Below are 19,098 nucleotides of genomic sequence, written 5' to 3'. Positions count from 1 at the left end.
GGAGGGATTGAGTGGGATGACGAAAGCAAATGAAAGCGGAAGAATCAATGGGCAAAGTAAGCAGCGGCAGCTGGATCAATATCGGGTGGACGATAATGGGAAAAAGATGACGACTAACCAAGGTTTGCGTGTTTCTGAAGATGAGCATTCTTTGAAAGCGGGAACCCGTGGTCCAACTTTGATGGAGGATTTTCATTTTCGTGAAAAAATGACTCATTTTGACCATGAGCGTATTCCTGAGCGGATTGTCCATGCGCGTGGATCTGGAGCACATGGATATTTTCAGGTATATGAACCGATGACCGAATATACAAAAGCCAAGTTTCTTCAAGACCCTTCAGTCAAGACACCAGTATTCGTTCGTTACTCCACGGTGGCAGGTTCCCGCGGATCAGCAGACTCGGTCCGTGATGTAAGGGGATTTTCCACAAAGTTCTATACGGAGGAAGGAAACTATGATTTGGTCGGAAATAATATTCCGGTATTTTTTATCCAGGATGCCATTAAGTTCCCGGATTTAATTCATGCGGTTAAACCGGAGCCTCATAACGAAATACCTCAGGCGGCATCTGCCCATGATACGTTTTGGGATTTCGTCGCCAACAATGAAGAAACGGCACATATGGTCATGTGGCACCTATCTGATAGGGCCATACCGAGAAGTTTCCGGATGATGGAAGGGTTTGGTGTCCATACATTCCGTTTTGTAAATGAAAAAGGCGTGGCCCATTTTGTTAAATTCCATTGGAAGCCTGTACTGGGAGTTAAATCCCTTGTCTGGGATGAGGCACAGAAAATTGCAGGGAAGAATCCTGATTTTCACCGCCAAGATCTGTGGGAAGCGATAGATACCGGGAATTATCCTGAATTTGAATTTGGCGTCCAAATGATTAAGGAGGAAGATGAATTCAAATTCGACTTTGATATCCTTGATCCTACTAAACTATGGCCGGAAGAACAAATCCCGGTTAAAATAATCGGAAAAATGGTTTTGAACCAAAATACGGATAACTTTTTTGCAGAGACGGAACAGATAGCTTTCCATCCGGGGCATGTTGTACCGGGTATTGATTTTTCAAATGATCCGCTGCTTCAGGGACGTTTATTCTCATACACCGATACCCAGCTATCCAGATTGGGAGGACCGAACTTCCATGAGCTACCGATTAATAGGACGGTTGCCCCCGTTCATAATAATCAGCGCGATGGCATGCACCGGATGTCAATAAATCCAGGGCCGGTCAGCTACCACAAAAATTCCCTTGCAGGCAACTCTCCTGAACCTGCTTCGGAAGGGGAAGGCGGCTATGCACATTACCAGGAGAAGGTCGATGGCAGGAAGGTCCGGCAGCGCAGTGAAAGCTTCAAGGATCATTATAGCCAGGCTAAACTATTTTGGAATAGCATGACGGATGTGGAGAAGGAGCATATTATTCAGGCTTTCCACTTTGAAGTGGGAAAAGTGAAAAGTAAGGATGTTCAGCAGCAAATTGTCGAGATGTTCAGCAATGTGGATGTTGAACTGGCCAAAACCATTGCCATGGGAGTGGGCGTGAATCCTCCAGCCAACAAAATTGAGGTTCAAATGGACTTGGCTTCTCCGGCTTTAAGCCAGGAGCAAATGAAAGTGAACACGGCCGCAACAAGAAAAGTGGCAATCTTGGCTGCAGATGGTTTCAACGGTTCAGAGGTTAATCAAGTCTTGGAATCATTTAAATCGGCAGGTATAACGGCTGAATTCATCAGTCATAATCGTGGAGTGGTTACAAGTTCTGAAGGACAGCAGGTCGAGGTGAACCAGACATTCCTGACAGCCGATTCGGTACTTTTCGATGCTGTATATGTGGCAGGGGGGCAGGGGAGTGTCGATGCTTTAATGGCATCCAAGGAACCCATTTACTTTGTTGATGAAGCCTACAATCATTTCAAAGCGATTGGTGCGGGAAAAGAAGGGGCCATGATCTTATCGAAGGCAGGCATCATTTCCAATGATCCAGCTTCAGGCATTGTAGCTGTTACGGATCAAAATAGCGGTTCTGCCTTTATCGAGGCAATTGCCAAGCACCGTCACTGGAAACGCGCTTAATATCTATTGAAAACCCCCAGACTTGAAGTCTGGGGGTTTATTTCAATAGATATTTCGTATCAAGCTACTTTGCTTTTTCTTCAAAAAGTGATGCAATGCCAACGATCACTTTAGTGGACAATATCATATTATCAACGGAAATAAACTCATATTTTCCATGAAAGTTCTCCCCGCCCGTAAAGATGTTGGGTGTTGGCAGGCCCATATACGATAATTGAGATCCGTCCGTACCACCGCGTATTGGCGAGATTTTCGGTTTTATATTGAGTTTCTCCATTGCTTCATGGGCGATATCCACGATTTCCTTCACAGGCTCAATTTTTTCCTTCATGTTGAAGTATTGGTCGTGTAATTCGAGCTGGATTCGGTTTTGCCCATATTTTTCTTTTAAATCTTCGATTACTTTTGTTATATATTCCTTGCGTTCATTGAATCTTTGGCGGTCGAAATCCCTGATGATGTAAGAAAGCTTGGTCTCTTCCACATCACCATGAAAGGAAAGCAGGTGATAAAATCCTTCGTAACCCTCCGTATATTCCGGTGCTTCTGCCGCTGGGAGCATATTATGGAATTCCATGGCGATTTTTGCCGAATTCACCATTTTTCCTTTAGCCGTACCAGGGTGAATATTCGTCCCTTTGATCAGGATTTTGGCCGATGCTGCATTGAAGCTCTCATATTCAAGTTCCCCAAGCGGGCCGCCGTCCACGGTGTAGGCAAATTGGGCACCAAAAGCATCTACATCAAACTTATGGGGTCCCCTGCCGATTTCCTCATCGGGGGTAAAAGCAACACGGATTTTTCCATGCTTGATTTCCGGATGCTTGATCAAATAATCCATGGCAGTCATGATTTCGGCAATTCCAGCCTTATTATCTGCTCCCAACAGGGTTGTCCCATCCGTCGTAATCAAGGTATGCCCTTTATAGTTCTTAAGCGAAGGAAAATCATCAGGTGAAAGAATGACATCCAATTTTTCATGTAAAGTAAGATCTTTGCCATCATAGTTGTCGACGATTTGCGGTTTTACATCTTTTCCGGTGAAATCCGTTGCTGTATCGACATGGGCCAAGAAACCGATTGTCGGAACATCCTTATTTGAATTGGCTGGCAAGGTTGCCATGACATAGCCGTTCCCATCAATTGTCACATCCTTCATCCCAATGGATTGAAGTTCCTTGACCAATGCATTTGCCAAGGTCAGCTGTCCGGGTGTAGAAGGGCATGAGGGATTTTCCTCATTCGATTGGGTATCCACTTTCACATAAGAAGTGAATCTTTCAATGATTTCATTTTTCACTTTTCCTTCAACTCCTTTTCCCCTTATCTTACCATGATTGACTGTAATGGAAAAATTATCTTTTTCCAAATCTTCTTGGGTGGTGTAATCAGCAAAGAACAGCATATCTGCAAAAGACATGCCGTTCCTTGCTATCTCTTTTTAGAGTGGATTATTCAAGGCCCATACAGATACGCTTTTTCCATGAACGGGGAAGGTAGCGAACCCATCTTCTTCAATGGTGATGTGGTCATCTCTATGATAGGTTAAATCACTCCAGATTTCACCAGCACGATGCTCGCCGACGAACATCCTTTTTTCACTGTTGTGGTCTCCATTAGAGATAATGACCGCACACCCCGAGCCTTCTAGCTCTTCAACTCCGTGCCGGACCCAGCCTATCGTATTTGGATCATCAAAGTAATCGGTTTGTTCTCCGTAAGCTTTTTCATACCTAGCGAATAATAGGCGATCCAGGATATCCTTTTTCCCAGGCACCGGAGAAGGTCCGCCGATTCCATAATAGTCTCCGTAAAATACACACGGATAACCGCAAAGTCTAAGCAAGGTAAGTGCATATGCCGATGGCTTGAACCAGTCCTTTACCCAAGACTCCAGGGATTCGTGAGGCTGGGAGTCATGGTTATCGACAAAAGTGACAGCCTCTGCTGGATTGGTTTGGACGAGGGTATCATCAAAGATGGTTGAGAGGTCGAAGTCTGTTCCTGCGTTTGAGGCCTCATGAAATTTATAATGCAGGGAAACATCGAACAAGTTGAGGTCATGATTGGTTTGCTCTAAGTAAGTTTGACAGGCTTTAACATCCGCCTTCCAAAATTCGCCGACCATAAAAAAATGTTCTTTTGTATAAGGAATGAGTTCTTGGAGAAATTCGTTGATGAATTCATAATCGATATGTTTAACGGCGTCCAAACGAAAACCATCACACTTTAACGTATCAACTATCCATTTTCCCCAGCTAATCATTTCCTTACGAACTTCCGGCAGGCTGTAATCGATGTTGGCAAACATTAAATAATCGTAGTTTCCGAATTCATCGATGACATGCTTATTCCAGTGCTTATTTTCGCCTGTGATGCGAAATACACCCATTTTGTCGTTTTCGGCATCATAGTCTGTACCATTGAAATGAGTATGGTTCCACTTAAAGTCAGAGTATTTATTTTTACGGCCCGGGAAATCGAATTTGGTCCAGCCTTCCATTTCGAATGGTTCTGAAATATCTTCCATACGGTTGTCTGGATTGACTTCAATCACCTCAAATTTTTCGGTTCCGTCAGCTCCTGCTTTATGGTTCATGACTAAATCGATATAAACGCAAAGTCCGTAGTTATGACAGGTGGCTATTGCTTGCAGCAATTCATCTTTGGTTCCGTATTTGGTACGAACGGTTCCTTTTTGGTCAAATTCCCCCAAATCGTAACCGTCATATATTCCATATCCATTATCCCCAACGGATTGCCCTTTGGTGACTGGCGGAAGCCAAACGCAGTCGATTCCTATATCCTTCAACTTGGAGGCTGCGTATTTCAATCTTTCCCAATGAGAACCATCTGCCTCAAGATGCCACTCAAAAAATTGCATCATCGTATGATTTCTTTTCATCCGTTTCCCCCCTGACACCGACCTGATTATTAAAAAAGTGAAACTAATGCAATCGGATAAAGTAATAATGGAATTCTTTACCCACTAAAATCAAATGATAAACAAGTGAACAACCCTCTTGATTGAGGTTCATCTACCTCTCTATTTTACTATTTTATACCAAATAAGGGTATTTTATATTGATTAGCAGTTAAAAATTAATCAAATGTGGAGGAATAACCCGAAAAAGGCTATACGCCAATTCAAAAAGAGGCATCCGAATTTTGGGATACCTTAATTTTTTGTAAGTCTATTATCCTATTATACCTCTTCGTTTAAACAAGTGGGCGAAAGCCATTGCACCATAATAAGAGTAGGAGCACGGAAGATAGAATGATCGTATCTTTGGAGGAGCTGCTTTCCTTTTAAACCATTCATTGTTCTTCCTCCTTTTCCATGATTTTTGACTGCGTTCATCTTATAAACAGAGTCTTAATAAAGCCTTAAGAACATTTTTGTATTCAATAGATAAATAGAGAATAGGCCCCAGTTTTACCCTTTTCTTAATTTTATTGGAATTTACTAGCAGAAAAATGAGTGGATTTACTCATTGAGAATAATTATCATTATCAGTAAAATTAGTTCCATGATAATGATAATTATTCTCAATTAATTCAATACATGGAGGTTCAATATGGTAACGAACACGCTCACAAAAAATGATCAACTACTGGAACAACAAAATACAAGGGAATCAAATGCCCGATCATATCCTAGAAGATTACCCATGGCGATCGATCATGCGGAGGGAATTTACTTAACAGACATGGATGGAAAACGATATATTGATTTTCTTGCCGGGGCTGGAACATTAGCGCTTGGACACAATCATCCGGCAGTGCTTGAAGCGATGGAAAAAATTCTTAAGGATAAGCGTCCTTTGCATACATTGGACTTTACGACGCCAATTAAAGAGCAGTTCGTCGATGAAATTTTTGAATGCCTGCCTGAGGAATTCAGGAAAAATGCAAAAATTCAATTCTGTGGTCCTACTGGCGGAGATGCCATTGAGGCAGCACTTAAACTGGTTAAAACAGCGACAGGCAATAGAAGCATTTTATCCTTCCAAGGAGCTTACCACGGGGCAACGCATGCAACCATGTCAATCAGCGGCAATACAAGACCAAAGGAAAAAATCCAAGGGTTAATGCCAGATGTTCAATTCCTGCCGTATCCCTATCAATATCGCTGTCCCTTTGGAATAGGCGGAGAAGAAAGCCATAAAATCAGCAGCCAGTATATCGAAAATCTATTGAACGATCCCGAATCCGGATTATTGGCACCTGCAGGAATGATTTTAGAGGCAGTACAAGGTGAGGGAGGTTCCATTCCAGCTCCAATTCCATGGCTTAAGGAAATCAGGAGAATAACGAAAGAGAAGGGCATTCCGCTTATTATCGACGAAGTTCAATCAGGCATCGGCCGTACAGGGAAAATGTTTGCCTTTGAACATGCAGGAATCGTTCCGGATGTTCTTGTCCTATCCAAAGCAATAGGCGGAAGTCTTCCATTATCGGTGGTGATTTATAACAAAGAGCTTGACCTATGGTCACCAGGTGCACATATCGGTACGTTCCGCGGAAATCAAATGGCGATGGCAGCAGGAACAGCTACTTTAAAATACATGAAAGAGACGAATCTTGTGGAGCATGCCGCTAAAATGGGAGAAACCTTAAAGGATATTCTTAAAGATTTGCAAAAGGATATTAAGCAAATCGGTGATGTCAGGGGCCGGGGATTAATGGTCGGTGTGGAAATGATCAATCATGAAGAACCGCAAAATGCGAATGGAAGCCATCCTGCTGATTCGCAACTTGCCAGTGCCATTCAACAGGAATGCTTTCAAAGAGGGTTGATTCTGGAAGTTGGCGGCAGACATGGAAGTGTAGTGAGGTTCCTGCCTCCATTGATCGTAACGGAATCCCAGCTTCGCGAAGCCACTGCAATTTTTGAACAAGCTGTTCGTGCAGCAGTTGCAAGAGGGTGAATGATCAATGATCGAAATGATAAATAAAACGGATTTTGCATATTCTCGGATGTTCTTGAATAACGAAGAAGGCTTCAACAACTACAGCGAATCATTGAAAATCATTGAAAAAAAGCTGACAGACTTTTTAAAAGGGAACGATTCACCATACTCTGGGAAAAAACCGTATGAAATCGAAGCAAGATTAAACGAGCTGTCCCTTGCTTCTCCAAAAGGGAAGACAATGGAAGCTGTAGCGGATGAGCTGGCGGAGTTTGTTATTAATGACAGCATCAATGTACACAGCCCCGCTTGTATCGGACATTTGCATTGCCCGACATTAATACCTGCCGTGGCTGCCGAAATGATTATCGGCACGTTGAATCAATCCATGGATTCATGGGACCAAAGCTCTGCTGCCACCTTCGTTGAAGAGCGTTTAATAGATTGGCTGTGCAGCCAGGTGGGGTTACCTGAACAAGCGGATGGGATTTTCACAAGCGGTGGAACCCAATCCAATTATATGGGACTGCTATTGGCGAGGGACGCTTATTGCAAGCGTTTCTGGGGTGTGGATGTTCAGCAGCAAGGTTTGCCAGTCGAGGCGAAAAAATTGCGGATCCTATGCTCCGAGGCTGCCCACTTTACGGTCCGTAAATCAGCGGCACAGCTGGGGCTTGGTGAACAGTCTGTAGTCACGATTAAAACGGATTCAAACCACCGTCTGTCCATGGATGAATTAAATCATCAAATGTCGATTTTAGAGGAACAGGGTTTACTGCCATTTGCCATCGTTGCAACTTGTGGAACAACGGATTTCGGTTCAATCGATCCATTACATGAATTGTCCGAAGCGGCAAGGAAAAATGGGATATGGCTGCATGTGGACGCCGCATATGGAGGCGCGATGATTTTAAGTAAGGATTATAAAGAGTTAATCAGCGGAATTGAACGGGCCGATTCGATTACGGTTGATTTTCACAAATTATTCTATCAACCCATCAGTTGTGGTGCTTTTCTTGTCTCTGACAGCAACTCATTTCAATATATCCAGCATCACGCCGATTACTTGAATCCACAGGAAGATGAAGCCGAGGGCATGGTTCATTTAGTCAATAAATCGGTTCAAACGACGAGAAGGTTCGACGCACTGAAACTCTGGATGTCATTGAAGGTCGTTGGACTGGATACCTTTGCCGAAATGATCGATTATACTTGTCACCTTGCACGTGAGGTGGCTGCGAAGATCGATAAAGAGGAAGGATTCACAGTATTGAATAAAGACCCTGAATTGAATGCGGTTGTATTCCGTTATAATCCCGAGGGAGAAAGCGATCAGTTAGTCAATCTATTAAATAAACAGATTCAGCAGGAATTACTGAAAAGCGGACGGGCATTTTTAGCAAAAACGCGTTTTGACGGACAGGTATATTTAAAAATGACACTATTGAATCCAATGACAAGCCTTGAACACATAGAGGGAATTTTAGATGAAATCCGAGTATTAGGTGAAATGTTCAAGATGATGGAGGAATGAAGATGAATGGTAAGCGAATAGCTGAAAGGGCAACAATGCAAAGCTTTCTGAATTGTTATTTCCGGGAAACCGGAAATTACAATTTAGAAGAAACGAAAAACTGGCCGAATTTGGAGGGGGCCATCCCGGATTCATTAGTGGTCAGTAAGCTCACATCCCAAGATATTACAATGCTTGTTCCGCTTAAATATTGGTCGGAAACGGGGCGTCATATTTTCAACTTCCCGATTTACTATCAAACGGCATCCAAGCAAGTACTTGAATTAGATTACGTGACAATGGTCTCGATCGTTTCTAAAGAATTATTGAATGAACAGGGCCGGACGGATAGTGAAGATGAATTGATGCTGCGTGTCATCCTTAGCAGCCAAAACATTCAACGGTATGTGGAAGCGAGGACGGAAGACGCTGATGTCCTACAAAGTCCTGATTTCACCTACATCGAAGCAGAGCAGTCACTTTTATTCGGGCACCTGTTCCATCCGACACCGAAAAGCAAGCAAGGCATTTCGGCAAAAGATGAATGGATCTATTCACCCGAATTAAAAGGGGAGTTCCAGCTGCACTACTTCCTGGCAGAACCTTCGATCGTCATCCAGGATTCCAGTGAAGTCCGATCGGCAAGTGAAATCATCAAACAGGAATTAGCCGGTGACTTGGAGATTTCCAGTGAATTTCGTGACACGTATTGCCAAAAGGAAAGCCGATACATCATTATCCCGGCACACCCGCTCCAGGCAAAAGTGCTTATCGAAAAAGAGGAGGTCAAGAGGCTGATCGAGCAAGGGTCACTAGTTTATGCAGGACCGCTTGGAAAAAAATTCACGGCCACCTCTTCATTTAGAACGGTATATAGTGCCACATCGAGATATATGTACAAATTTTCCGTTCCGGTAAAAATCACGAATTCCTTACGTGCAAATCTGCAAAAAGAATTAGATCGTGGTGTGGAAATCGCTAAATTAATAGATTCTAAAGTGGGAGACGATCTAAAAGAACGGCACCCCTCCTTCCGTATCATCAAGGATCCTGCTTACTTAACGATCAAAACGACCGAGCAAGAATCGGGATTCGATGTTGATATCCGGGAAAATCCTTTTTATGAAAACGATAAACAAGCAAGCCTGATTGCCGGCTTATGTCAGGATAATGCTTATGGTGCACCATCAAGGCTTGGAGCGATCATCCGCAAGTTATCAGCTGAAGAAGACCGCAGTACCGAAGAAGTAAGTAAGGATTGGTTCAAAACCTATCTGTCCATGACATTGAAACCGATGCTTTGGTTATTTGAAGAGTATGGAATCGTTTTGGAAGCCCATCAACAAAATTCCATCATTCAACTTCAAGATGGGTATCCAGCCGCTTTTTATTATCGTGATAATCAAGGGTATTACTATTGTGAGTCCAAAGTGGACAGGCTGCAAAAGATCATGCCGGAACTAAGTGAAAAAAGCTTCACGATTTGTTCTGATGAAGTCGCAGAAGAAAGACTGCAATACTATTTCTTTTTTAATCACTTATTGGGCTTAATCAATAATTTTGGAACGGAAGGATTAGTATCGGAAAACAATCTGTTACAGCTCGTTCAGGAACAACTGGAAACATGCAGCAGGGATAGCGAAGATGAAGGGTTGAATCGAGTTGTTTCAAAGTTGCTTCATGCCAGGGAATTAACTTGTAAGGCTAATTTACTGACACGATTCCATGATATGGATGAGCTTGTTGGTTCACTTGAGACACAATCCGTTTATACAACGATTGATAATCCGTTCGCGCAGGGGGTTATGGCCGTCCATGAAAAATAGTTATGAAGAAATGCTCAAGGACTGCAATAAACAGCTTTCATTTGTCAAAGTTGAATTTGAGAGGGATTTGGATACACTGCATGAATGGATGCATGAAGATCATGTGATACCCTACTGGAATTTGAATTTCACAAAAGAAAAATTTGCTGTTCATTTAAAAAAGGCACTGGCTGATACACACCAAACACTTTATTTAGGCTGTCTGGACTCCATTCCCATAAGCTATTGGGAATCGTATTGGGTAAAAGGCGATATCATCGAAGATCATTATGAATCCGAAGAGGGAGATCAAGGCATTCATTTACTCATTGGTGATCCGGATTATCTAGGGAAAGGACTGGCTTTGCCGTTTTTACGGGCAATGGTGAAATTCCAACTACTGACTTCAACCACAAACAAAGTGATGGCTGAACCGGATATCAGGAATGCAAAGATGATTCATTTATTTGAAAAATGCGGGTTTACCCCAATTAAAGAGATAGAACTCCCTGACAAAACAGCATTGCTTATGTCATGCACACGGGGGAATTTCGAGAGGAAGTGGAACTATGGAGAAGCAACAATCTATCTATGATCTGGTAGGGATAGGGATTGGTCCATTTAACCTTGGACTTGCGGCCCTTTTGGAGAAAACCCCGGAGTTGAATGCCGTCTTTTTTGAGAAAAAGGGGGAATTTAATTGGCATGAAGGGATGCTGCTGGAAGGGACAACGCTGCAAGTGCCGTTCTTTGCCGATCTGGTTAGCATGGCAGATGTGACAAGCCCATATAGCTACCTGAATTATTTACAGCAGCATGATCGGCTTTATCATTTCTACTTCCTTGAAAAATTCTTGATTCCACGAAAGGAATATAACGACTATTGCCGCTGGGCTGCCCATCAACTTGATAGCTGCCGTTTTGGCAAAGCGGTGGAGGCGGTTGAATATATAGGAGATCAAGGTGAACCCTGCTATCAAATCAGTGTAAGGGATGTACAAACACAAAAGATCGAAGTCTATTATAGCCGCCATGTAGTCATGGGAATTGGCAGTTCCCCGACTGTTCCATCGGCCTTTCAGCCCTATATGGGAGAGAGCATCCTGCATTCGGCCGATTATTTACGGAATAAAGAAAACATCTTAAAGAAAAAATCCGTAACGGTTGTCGGATCTGGACAGAGTGCAGCCGAGGTCTTTCTGGATTTGCTTAATGAGCAGGAGGAATATGGCTACCAGCTAAACTGGTATACAAGATCCAAGGGATTTTTCCCTATGGAATATTCAAAACTCGGATTGGAATACTTCACTCCGGATTACCTTGATTTCTTTTATCGGCTGCCGCAGGAAAAGAAGGATGAAATCCTGCCGAAACAGGATTTATTGTATAAAGGGATCAGCGCTACGACCATTGCAGCAATTTTTGACAAGATGTATGAGAAATCGATTGGAAATGCCGAACTTGCCATTGAACTTCGGGCCATGACGGAAGTTTCGGCAGTTACCCCCGCCGAAAATGGCTGGCAATTGAAATGCCGACAGTGGGTTGAAGATAGCGAATTTGATGTGGACACAGAGGCGATTGTTTTTGGGACGGGCTATAAATCAACCCTTCCGGCATTCCTTGAAACGATGGAGGACCATTTAGTCCGCGATGACTTGGGGCGTCTTGCAATAACGAAAGACTATAAGGTAGGAACGGCCATCTCTACACCGAATCACCTATTTATTCAAAATGGCGAGATACATACACATGGTGTGGGTGCTCCGGATCTAGGTCTGGGGGCATTCCGAAATTCGATTATCATCAATCAATTGGCAGGTAAAGAAGTTTATCCATCGAAGCCAAAGGGTGCATTTCAGTCATTCCGTGTAAAAACACCCGTCATGGCTTACTAAGAAAAGGGAAGGAAGAATTATATGCAGTTCATAAATGAAGTGGAACAGGCAGTTTCAGAAAAAAATTGGTCGATAGTAAACCAAAACCTGCTGGCCAAGATGATTTCTGAGTATATGTATGAGGATATGATCCATCCAGCTGTCCTGAACGAAAACGCAGCAGCAAATCTATATGAGTTAAAGATAAATGAGGGGAAATCTTATCGATTTTTAGCGTCGCCCCGTCTTTTTGACAGCTATGAAGTACAGGCCGAGTCAATCCAGGTATGTGAAACGGAAGGTATTACACAGGCTAAAGATGCTATTCAATTCATTTTGGACATCCAGCCGTTAATTGGGATGACTGCAGAAACAACAGGACATTTAATCAAAGAATTCCATCATACGCTGCTTGCGGATCTCCAATTGCTATCCAAACCTGAACAAGATGCGGATGATTTAGTCGAACTGGATTATGCATTACTTGAAGGCGAAATGAGCGGTCACCCTTGGATTGCTTATAACAAGGGAAGAATCGGTTTCGGTTATGATGATTATTTGAAGTTCGCCCCAGAAAACCAGAAGGAAGTTCAGTTATCCTGGATTGCCGTCCATAAAACGAGGGGTGAGTTCAATTCAGTCGAAACGTTATCCTATAAGCAATTGATGGAGAATGAACTGGATGGGGAAACCCAAAAATCATTTGCAAAGACATTGACAGAAAAAGGTCTGAACGCAGAAAACTATTACTACCTCCCAGTTCATGAATGGCAGTGGAAGAATGTAATCATCCAGAACTTTACCGATGACTTGGCTAAAGGGCTGATCGTAGCTTTGAGAAATGGTCCTGATAAATATTTGCCGCAACAATCCATCCGGACATTTGTTAATGTATCGAATAAGGATAAACACCACGTCAAGCTGCCGATGAGCATTTTAAATACGCTAGTCTACCGTGGATTGCCAGCTGAACGCACGGTCATTGCCCCAAAAATCACAACGTATATAAAGAACATTTATGAAAATGATTCATTCTTGAAAGAACAATGCAAAGTAGTGCTTCCTGGCGAAGTGGCCAGTTTAAATGTTGATCACCCGTATTATTCCAAGCTAGAGAATGTACCGTATCAATATTTGGAGATGCTGGGGGGGATTTGGAGAGAAAGCATTTACAGTTATATGGAAGAAGGCGAAAAGCCCATTACGCTTGCGTCCCTTTTACATGTCGACAGCAAAGGTAAACCATATGTGGAAAGTCTTATTGAAAAATCGGGATTGACTGCAGAAGCCTGGACAGCTCAATTATTTGACGTGATCCTATCACCATTACTGCATTTCATCTATCAATATGGATTGGTCTTCTCGCCGCATGGTCAAAATACCATTTTAGTTTTGAAGGATTACAAACCTCACCGTTTGGCCATCAAGGATTTTGTAGATGATGTAAACGTAAGTGATCAGCCGCTTCCCGAATTAAGCAGCCTTCCCGATGATTTAAGGAAAGTGCTAAGAAGTGAGACTCCGGAGGGGCTGGTTCAATTCATTTTTACGGGACTATTCATCTGTCATTTCCGATACTTGTCAACACTTCTGATGAAGAGGTCCCTTTTGGATGAGAATGCTTTCTGGGAAGGCATCGCTCGAACAATCCTGACACATCAGAACAAATTCCCTATGTTACGGGATCGTTTCGATACATTCAATTTCTTTGCGCCAAAATTAACAAAGCTCTGCCTGAATAGAAATCGGATGCTTCAATATGGGTATAGCGATGGTGAAGACCGTCCGCATGCCTCTGAGTTTGGGCATGTGAATAATGCCCTTTATGAAAAGTTTCCTGCAAAAACGCTATAAAGTTAAACTGGCCCAGACTTCTGGGCCAGTTTTCTTATGGTTTTTACAAGTTGACCGTTGATTTCCGCTCCAGGCACTCGCTTTCCGAGGACGGTCCGTGAGCCTCCTCAGCTTGCGCCTGCGGGGTCTCCCGTAGACGCGCTTTTCCCGCAGGAGTCACGTACACCCGCTCCAATCAACTAGTTTTAACAGTTAACAATCCTCATGTCCATGTCATGTTGACCACTCGCGAAATTTCCGAAGAAGGATTCACCGTTAAAAATCGGGACTGGAACAAAAAAGAGTTGCTGCAGCAATGGCGTGAACAGTGGGCCGTTCATGCGAATCAATCCTTAGAACGGGAAGGCATTCAAGACCGTATTACTCATGAATCTCATGAAAAACGAAAACTGATTATTTTTCCAACGGTCCATCTTGGCCATGTGGCTCATGAAATGGAAAAGCGTGGGGTCCAAACGGACCGGGGAACGATCAATCGTGATCGCCAAGAATACAATCGTCTTGTCGTGGATCTTCAAACTTACCGGGAAGAAAAGAAAGCATTGGAACAAGAAAAGGCACGGAAGCAAGAACATCGGCAACAATCCGAACGCTTCAACACGCCGGCAGAACGTGTTCACTTACAAGAAGCTTCTAAGCTTTTAAACCTGGATCGTGAACCTACCTTGAAAGAAATCTTTGTAAAACGTAAGGAGCTCGATAAAAGAGAGAATCAAGTACCTAACGATGACCAACAGATTCGATGGAAAGATGAAACCATCCGAGGCACTTCTGAAACCTACCGATGGATTCATATTTTTGAAAATCAGCGCCAACAAGCACAGGACCAATTGGAACATATCAATTGGATCAATCCATTTAAACTAAAGGAAAATCGAATGACAAAGGAACAAGCCGAACGGGACATGTCTAAGGCAGAAGACCAAATAACATCAGGGGATAAAACGCTAGATGCCTACCGTGAAAAAATTGGCTTCCATACCGAAAAAGAATTTCAGCAGGTGCAACGTCAACATCAAACGGATTACCCAGGTCTCCTAGAGAAAAATCGACAGATACGTGGACACATCCATCAGGAAAGAAAGGTCTTAGAAAAGGCTGAAACAGTCCATCAGAACGCTTTTGTGCGTCAGGTGGCCTCTTTATATTCTAAACGTACTGAATGCGCTATATAAGCCTTAAAACGGCTAAAAGGCTTATGGACATGAAACAAGCAAACGGAAATCAAGTGGTCCCAATAGAGACCATCCAGAACACGCTAAATAACCGTAAAGAAGACATTCAAAGGCTCCATGGTGAAATAGATCGTGTGAATCGGCAACGGTCACGCCTGCAGCGTGCGGAAGGCTATCTGAACAATTATGAAAAATATCATGCCCTTGTTGAAAAAATTGAGAACAATCCTTTCTTGAAAGGCAAACTGCTTGTTTTCAAAATCGGCTAAACAAGAGTATGACCAGGCTATTTCTACACGTGAAACCTACCAAGATTCGATGAAAAAAGAAGGGGTTTCTGGAAGAAAGGACCTTGAAAAACAGTTCCATAATTTAGGGAAAATGGAAGCTGGAGTTCCTGCATTTAAAGATCAGATTCAATCCCAAGAAAAAGGCATCGACTTATTAGATGCCATTATGAAGGGCGTTGAACAGGCAGGAAGAAACATGCAGAGAGAACAAAAACTTCCGCAACAACATCTAGCTAAAACTAAAAACAAAGGAAAAATTCGTCATAGTGGTTGGGAAATGGAGAGATAAAATATTCACTGTACTACGAAAAGTAGTACAATCTCTTCCATCGAGGGTGTATTTACCTTACTACCAAAGTTTTTATTGCCTTTATGGCAACTTTTTAGCCTTAAAGGCTAATCATTTAAAACGTAAAAATAAAAATGTATCAATATAGGTCCTATCTCCACTCTCAGGTTTAGGCAACCTTCCAAGGATTTCGAAATCTTGAGGAATCGAGAGCGAACAGAAATTATAGAGTACTTTGATTCCTATTTCCCAACCACAAAAACCCCTGAATTTGGATAAATTCAGGGGTTTGCTCATTTGTTGTAGCTTCCGGTAAGGTCCATTATGTTAACTAAGGAAAAAGTTTTGTCTATTTAGGGGTCCTGCCAGGAAATAATTTTAATGGTAGGTTAGCTTAATAAGATTATTTGCTATCATTTATAAAACAACCTACAACTGAAATTAATAAACCCAAAAATGAAATTGTTAGACCAAACTTTGTTCCAATTAAATAGCCAAATCCTGTTGAACTAAATGCCGATATTATTGTAATACCTAAAAGTATTATTGCGATTCCTAAAAGGACAATTTTCATATGCTACCTCCTTATCAGAGACTCTTATTCAATATAGTCGGTTTAAAATAAATCTTCAATAAATATATTATGTTACTAAAAAACATGCCGGTGATTCAACTTTCATGTCCCCACAGCCTCGAAATTTTTTCACCTCCCTTGATCACAACTGGAAGGATTTTCGAGTGTTATTTTATAAAAAAGTTTTGATTATTTTTTATCTGAAAATGCTGAAATAAAGGGGGGGTCTGGCCTTCTTTTTAAAAAGAGGTTGATCAAAATACTTGTTGCGTGGTTTTAACATTATGATTTTTGATCAAACTTTTAAATCTACATTGAGCCTTGTTTTTTCTTAAAAGCTTCCCAATGTTCATGATGATAAAAAAAGATTCGCTTCAAAATATTTGTTTCCATATACGATAAATACCACAGTATACAGCACTGTGGTAGACCCTAAATTTTATACTTATCTTTTTAAAAAAACTCCAAGTCTAAATATATATTAGATTTGGAGTCTCTTTTTTAATTTAATAAGTGAAACCAGTATCCCATGCAACCTGGTTATTTGATTTGTTACCGTTTATGCTTACAGACATTGGTCCCCATCCGATAGACCAAGATGTTGAATTACCTGAATCCTCCACATACTTACTTAATACCCTGAGTTGAGCACTTGAGCTTGTACGTCTCATATCTAAGCTCGCCCAACCTTTATGCCAAACATAATCTGTTCGTGTTAAACTCCAAACTGCTCCGTAGAAATCTAAGTCATAAGTACCGCCGCCACAATTAGCTTTATACGAGTAACCATTTGCTGGCCATCCACTTTGAAACTCTTTACACACATAACTTCCTGCTTTTATCGCCCACCCTGATGGAACTGCAATCGCTAGCTTATCGCCTTTTGTACCACCATGTTTTGTATTTACCCAACTATAATTTGCGTAGACAGATTTATATTTAACGCCATTAAAATACATACTCCAAACATCATGGGATACTTTTAATTTATCTCTAGTTATTGTTGCCATTGTAGAGAAATCACCAGATGGTTGTTGTTCTTCAGATGATTCGATTAATTCACCAGTTTTTTCATCTCTGACATAATCTGATGTTTCAGTAGTATCAAATTCTATTGTGCTTTCTTTCCCCTTATTAAAAAGGTCTAATTTTTGATCATATTCCCATCTTTCTAATAAGTCGTCAGGTGCTCCAGCTTTTTTCAAAAATTTATCAATCTTTTCTTCAGAAACATTTTCACTTTTTTCTTCTGCAGATACTGCAGACGTACCGATAGAAAATGCCATTACTAGTCCTAATAACATAATAAGTTTCTTCATAATTCCATCTCCCTCGTATAGTAGGAATAAAGAGCATCTATCCCAAAAAGTACAGTGACTCCTAATAAGCGTAAAATTAGAACCGGTTCAATCTCACAGTTATATACTTTATCATGGAATAATTGTATAATTTTGTATTAATAGATAATTGATACAAAAGGACCACGTATTCTTAATATTCTAAATAATAGTATCGATAGCTCCTACCGCCATAACTGCCTTATATTTAGCTGGATAAGAAGGTGATTCATTTTCATATAGAAATGGTTTAGCAGACGCTTTAAACGCTATTAATTATATAAATGCAAATGAAAAAACAGATAGTGAAGATAAAGGAAATAAAAGAATTAAATCAGTTAAATTAACAGTATAAAAAGATCTTTTTTCATTACCCATTACAAATAAGGTTTTGGTTGCCTTGATGGCAACCTTTTAGCCTTAAAGGCTAGTAGTTTATCTCTTGTTTTTTTCTTAAAGTAACGTTTTTGCTGCATCAAAATGAATAAAATCACTTGAAGAAAATAAAGAAGATGGATTAGTGAAAAACGCTAAAATGTTTCAATACGTTGTGGGTTTCTTCTTCTGTAATGCCGATATAGCGTAAGGTGACCGAAGGATGGGAATGATGTAGGATCCGTTGCAACATGACTACTATTAATAATGAAACTCCAAAACGCAAATATCCACGACATGTAATATCGCGAATTGCTTTGAGGAGGTCTATGACTATGCGAAAAACGTTTGGCTATTGGTTTTACAAAGCCACGATGGATACTAGTTTTACTAATTATATTAGTTAAAAGGTCAAAAAAATGAAAGCTACCTATAATGGTAGCTTTCATTTTTTTAATTAATTAAAAGAAAAACTATTAATCAATCATTAAAATTAAATAGAAATTATTATGTAAGAAAGTACTTTTTAGATATTATCTACTCCAAACAGAACTTACTCCACTTGCATAGTATGCTCCACTACCAGTTACTTTTGCTTTTACATAGTATTTTCCACTACCAGGAGAAGAATATGAAGTATACTCAGCCCCACCATACAGTGTTTTTGAGGTAATAGTTTTATCAGGTAGATAATTTACTACTTTCTTAGCATATGTTTCAAAAGTCACGTTTCCGTAATTTTGTCCAGTATGGCCTATGTTAGTAGCAGAAATCGTTGGGCCTGTTGGGGCTATATTACTGCCACCTACATTAACAGATGAAGTAGCAGCATAAGCAGTTGTAGTACTTATTGCACCTACTATAGCCAAAGAACATACCATTTTTGTTATTTTTTTCATATTATTGCACCTCCGAACTATACTTTATATCAAAAAGTACCAAATGTATACATTTTATTTACTTATTTTTCAATATATGTTTTAATTGTACATTGTCTCTTTGTTTAACTA

14 protein-coding genes and 1 pseudogene are annotated in these 19,098 nt (G+C 41.1%); 10 read left to right on the top strand and 5 right to left on the bottom strand.

Features of this window, described 5'->3' with window-relative positions:
• Positions 1-16: 16 nt before the first annotated feature.
• On the top strand, positions 17-2,086 hold the full coding sequence (locus AC0VX1_RS26645; protein ID WP_475469589.1) for a catalase: 2,070 nt from the start codon (positions 17-19) through the stop codon (positions 2,084-2,086).
• Between the two features lie 64 nt (positions 2,087-2,150).
• On the opposite strand, the gene pepT is transcribed toward AC0VX1_RS26645, so the two are convergent.
• Complete coding sequence (gene pepT, locus AC0VX1_RS26640; RefSeq protein WP_413008140.1) at positions 2,151-3,386, bottom strand: peptidase T; 1,236 nt, start codon at positions 3,384-3,386, stop codon at positions 2,151-2,153.
• Between the two features lie 141 nt (positions 3,387-3,527).
• On the bottom strand, positions 3,528-4,991 hold the full coding sequence (locus AC0VX1_RS26635) for an alpha-amylase (protein ID WP_413007679.1): 1,464 nt from the start codon (positions 4,989-4,991) through the stop codon (positions 3,528-3,530).
• 673 nt (positions 4,992-5,664) lie between these two features.
• Here AC0VX1_RS26635 and AC0VX1_RS26630 point away from each other — a divergent pair.
• The 9 genes and pseudogenes from AC0VX1_RS26630 (at position 5,665) to AC0VX1_RS26590 (ending at position 15,802) form a co-directional block, all read left to right on the top strand.
• Positions 5,665-7,017 (top strand): aspartate aminotransferase family protein, encoded by a 1,353-nt coding sequence (locus AC0VX1_RS26630; protein ID WP_413023642.1) that lies wholly within the window; start codon positions 5,665-5,667, stop codon positions 7,015-7,017.
• Between the two features lie 7 nt (positions 7,018-7,024).
• On the top strand, positions 7,025-8,533 hold the full coding sequence (locus tag AC0VX1_RS26625; protein ID WP_222620040.1) for a pyridoxal phosphate-dependent decarboxylase family protein: 1,509 nt from the start codon (positions 7,025-7,027) through the stop codon (positions 8,531-8,533).
• A gap of 2 nt (positions 8,534-8,535) precedes the next feature.
• The gene (locus AC0VX1_RS26620; protein WP_475469588.1) at positions 8,536-10,338 is read left to right on the top strand and encodes an IucA/IucC family protein; all 1,803 of its coding nucleotides are present in this window, start codon (positions 8,536-8,538) and stop codon (positions 10,336-10,338) included.
• Positions 10,328-10,912 (top strand): GNAT family N-acetyltransferase, encoded by a 585-nt coding sequence (locus tag AC0VX1_RS26615; RefSeq protein ID WP_475469587.1) that lies wholly within the window; start codon positions 10,328-10,330, stop codon positions 10,910-10,912. The genes AC0VX1_RS26620 and AC0VX1_RS26615 overlap by 11 nt, the downstream gene beginning before the upstream one ends.
• Positions 10,887-12,215 carry a lysine N(6)-hydroxylase/L-ornithine N(5)-oxygenase family protein gene (locus AC0VX1_RS26610; protein ID WP_098864457.1) on the top strand — a complete coding sequence of 443 codons (1,329 nt, stop codon included), beginning with the start codon at positions 10,887-10,889 and terminating at the stop codon, positions 12,213-12,215. Before AC0VX1_RS26615 ends, AC0VX1_RS26610 begins: the two co-directional genes overlap by 26 nt.
• Positions 12,216-12,236: 21 nt before the next feature.
• Positions 12,237-14,048: an IucA/IucC family protein gene (locus tag AC0VX1_RS26605; protein ID WP_475469586.1), complete on the top strand. Its 1,812-nt coding sequence runs from the start codon at positions 12,237-12,239 to the stop codon at positions 14,046-14,048.
• Positions 14,049-14,236: 188 nt separating this feature from the next.
• Positions 14,237-15,223 (top strand): annotated as a pseudogene (locus tag AC0VX1_RS26600) (MobA/MobL family protein); the annotation flags it as partial.
• A 29-nt stretch (positions 15,224-15,252) separates the two neighbouring features.
• A complete protein-coding gene (locus AC0VX1_RS26595; protein WP_463501242.1) occupies positions 15,253-15,492 on the top strand; it encodes a hypothetical protein in 240 nt (79 codons plus the stop codon).
• Positions 15,473-15,802 (top strand): hypothetical protein, encoded by a 330-nt coding sequence (locus AC0VX1_RS26590; protein ID WP_463501240.1) that lies wholly within the window; start codon positions 15,473-15,475, stop codon positions 15,800-15,802. The genes AC0VX1_RS26595 and AC0VX1_RS26590 overlap by 20 nt, the downstream gene beginning before the upstream one ends.
• A gap of 403 nt (positions 15,803-16,205) precedes the next feature.
• Here the strand turns inward: AC0VX1_RS26590 and AC0VX1_RS26585 are convergent, their stop codons facing one another.
• From AC0VX1_RS26585 to AC0VX1_RS26575, 3 genes are all read right to left on the bottom strand, one after another.
• Complete coding sequence (locus AC0VX1_RS26585; RefSeq protein ID WP_318565058.1) at positions 16,206-16,376, bottom strand: hypothetical protein; 171 nt, start codon at positions 16,374-16,376, stop codon at positions 16,206-16,208.
• A gap of 506 nt (positions 16,377-16,882) precedes the next feature.
• A complete protein-coding gene (locus AC0VX1_RS26580; protein WP_318565059.1) occupies positions 16,883-17,695 on the bottom strand; it encodes a hypothetical protein in 813 nt (270 codons plus the stop codon).
• 926 nt (positions 17,696-18,621) lie between these two features.
• Positions 18,622-18,987, bottom strand: coding sequence for a hypothetical protein (locus AC0VX1_RS26575; RefSeq protein ID WP_463501237.1), 366 nt, complete (start codon positions 18,985-18,987; stop codon positions 18,622-18,624).
• Between the last annotated feature and the right edge of the window lie 111 nt (positions 18,988-19,098).

The sequence above is a fragment of the Peribacillus sp. QJM3NY_7 genome (assembly GCF_056173225.1).
The sequence above is the reverse complement of the archived record's forward strand: the minus strand, read 5'-3'. Positions and strand labels throughout refer to the sequence as shown.

Coding starts and splice junctions, on each gene's coding strand:
- AC0VX1_RS26610 (WP_098864457.1), top strand. CDS start 10,887: ATGGAGAAGCAACAATCTATCTATGATCTGGTAGGGATAGGGATTGGT.
- AC0VX1_RS26645 (WP_475469589.1), top strand. CDS start 17: ATGACGAAAGCAAATGAAAGCGGAAGAATCAATGGGCAAAGTAAGCAG.
- AC0VX1_RS26615 (WP_475469587.1), top strand. CDS start 10,328: ATGAAAAATAGTTATGAAGAAATGCTCAAGGACTGCAATAAACAGCTT.
- AC0VX1_RS26585 (WP_318565058.1), bottom strand. CDS start 16,376: ATGAAAATTGTCCTTTTAGGAATCGCAATAATACTTTTAGGTATTACA.
- AC0VX1_RS26620 (WP_475469588.1), top strand. CDS start 8,536: ATGAATGGTAAGCGAATAGCTGAAAGGGCAACAATGCAAAGCTTTCTG.
- AC0VX1_RS26625 (WP_222620040.1), top strand. CDS start 7,025: ATGATCGAAATGATAAATAAAACGGATTTTGCATATTCTCGGATGTTC.
- AC0VX1_RS26595 (WP_463501242.1), top strand. CDS start 15,253: ATGAAACAAGCAAACGGAAATCAAGTGGTCCCAATAGAGACCATCCAG.
- AC0VX1_RS26635 (WP_413007679.1), bottom strand. CDS start 4,991: ATGAAAAGAAATCATACGATGATGCAATTTTTTGAGTGGCATCTTGAG.
- AC0VX1_RS26630 (WP_413023642.1), top strand. CDS start 5,665: ATGGTAACGAACACGCTCACAAAAAATGATCAACTACTGGAACAACAA.
- AC0VX1_RS26605 (WP_475469586.1), top strand. CDS start 12,237: ATGCAGTTCATAAATGAAGTGGAACAGGCAGTTTCAGAAAAAAATTGG.
- AC0VX1_RS26580 (WP_318565059.1), bottom strand. CDS start 17,695: ATGAAGAAACTTATTATGTTATTAGGACTAGTAATGGCATTTTCTATC.
- AC0VX1_RS26575 (WP_463501237.1), bottom strand. CDS start 18,987: ATGAAAAAAATAACAAAAATGGTATGTTCTTTGGCTATAGTAGGTGCA.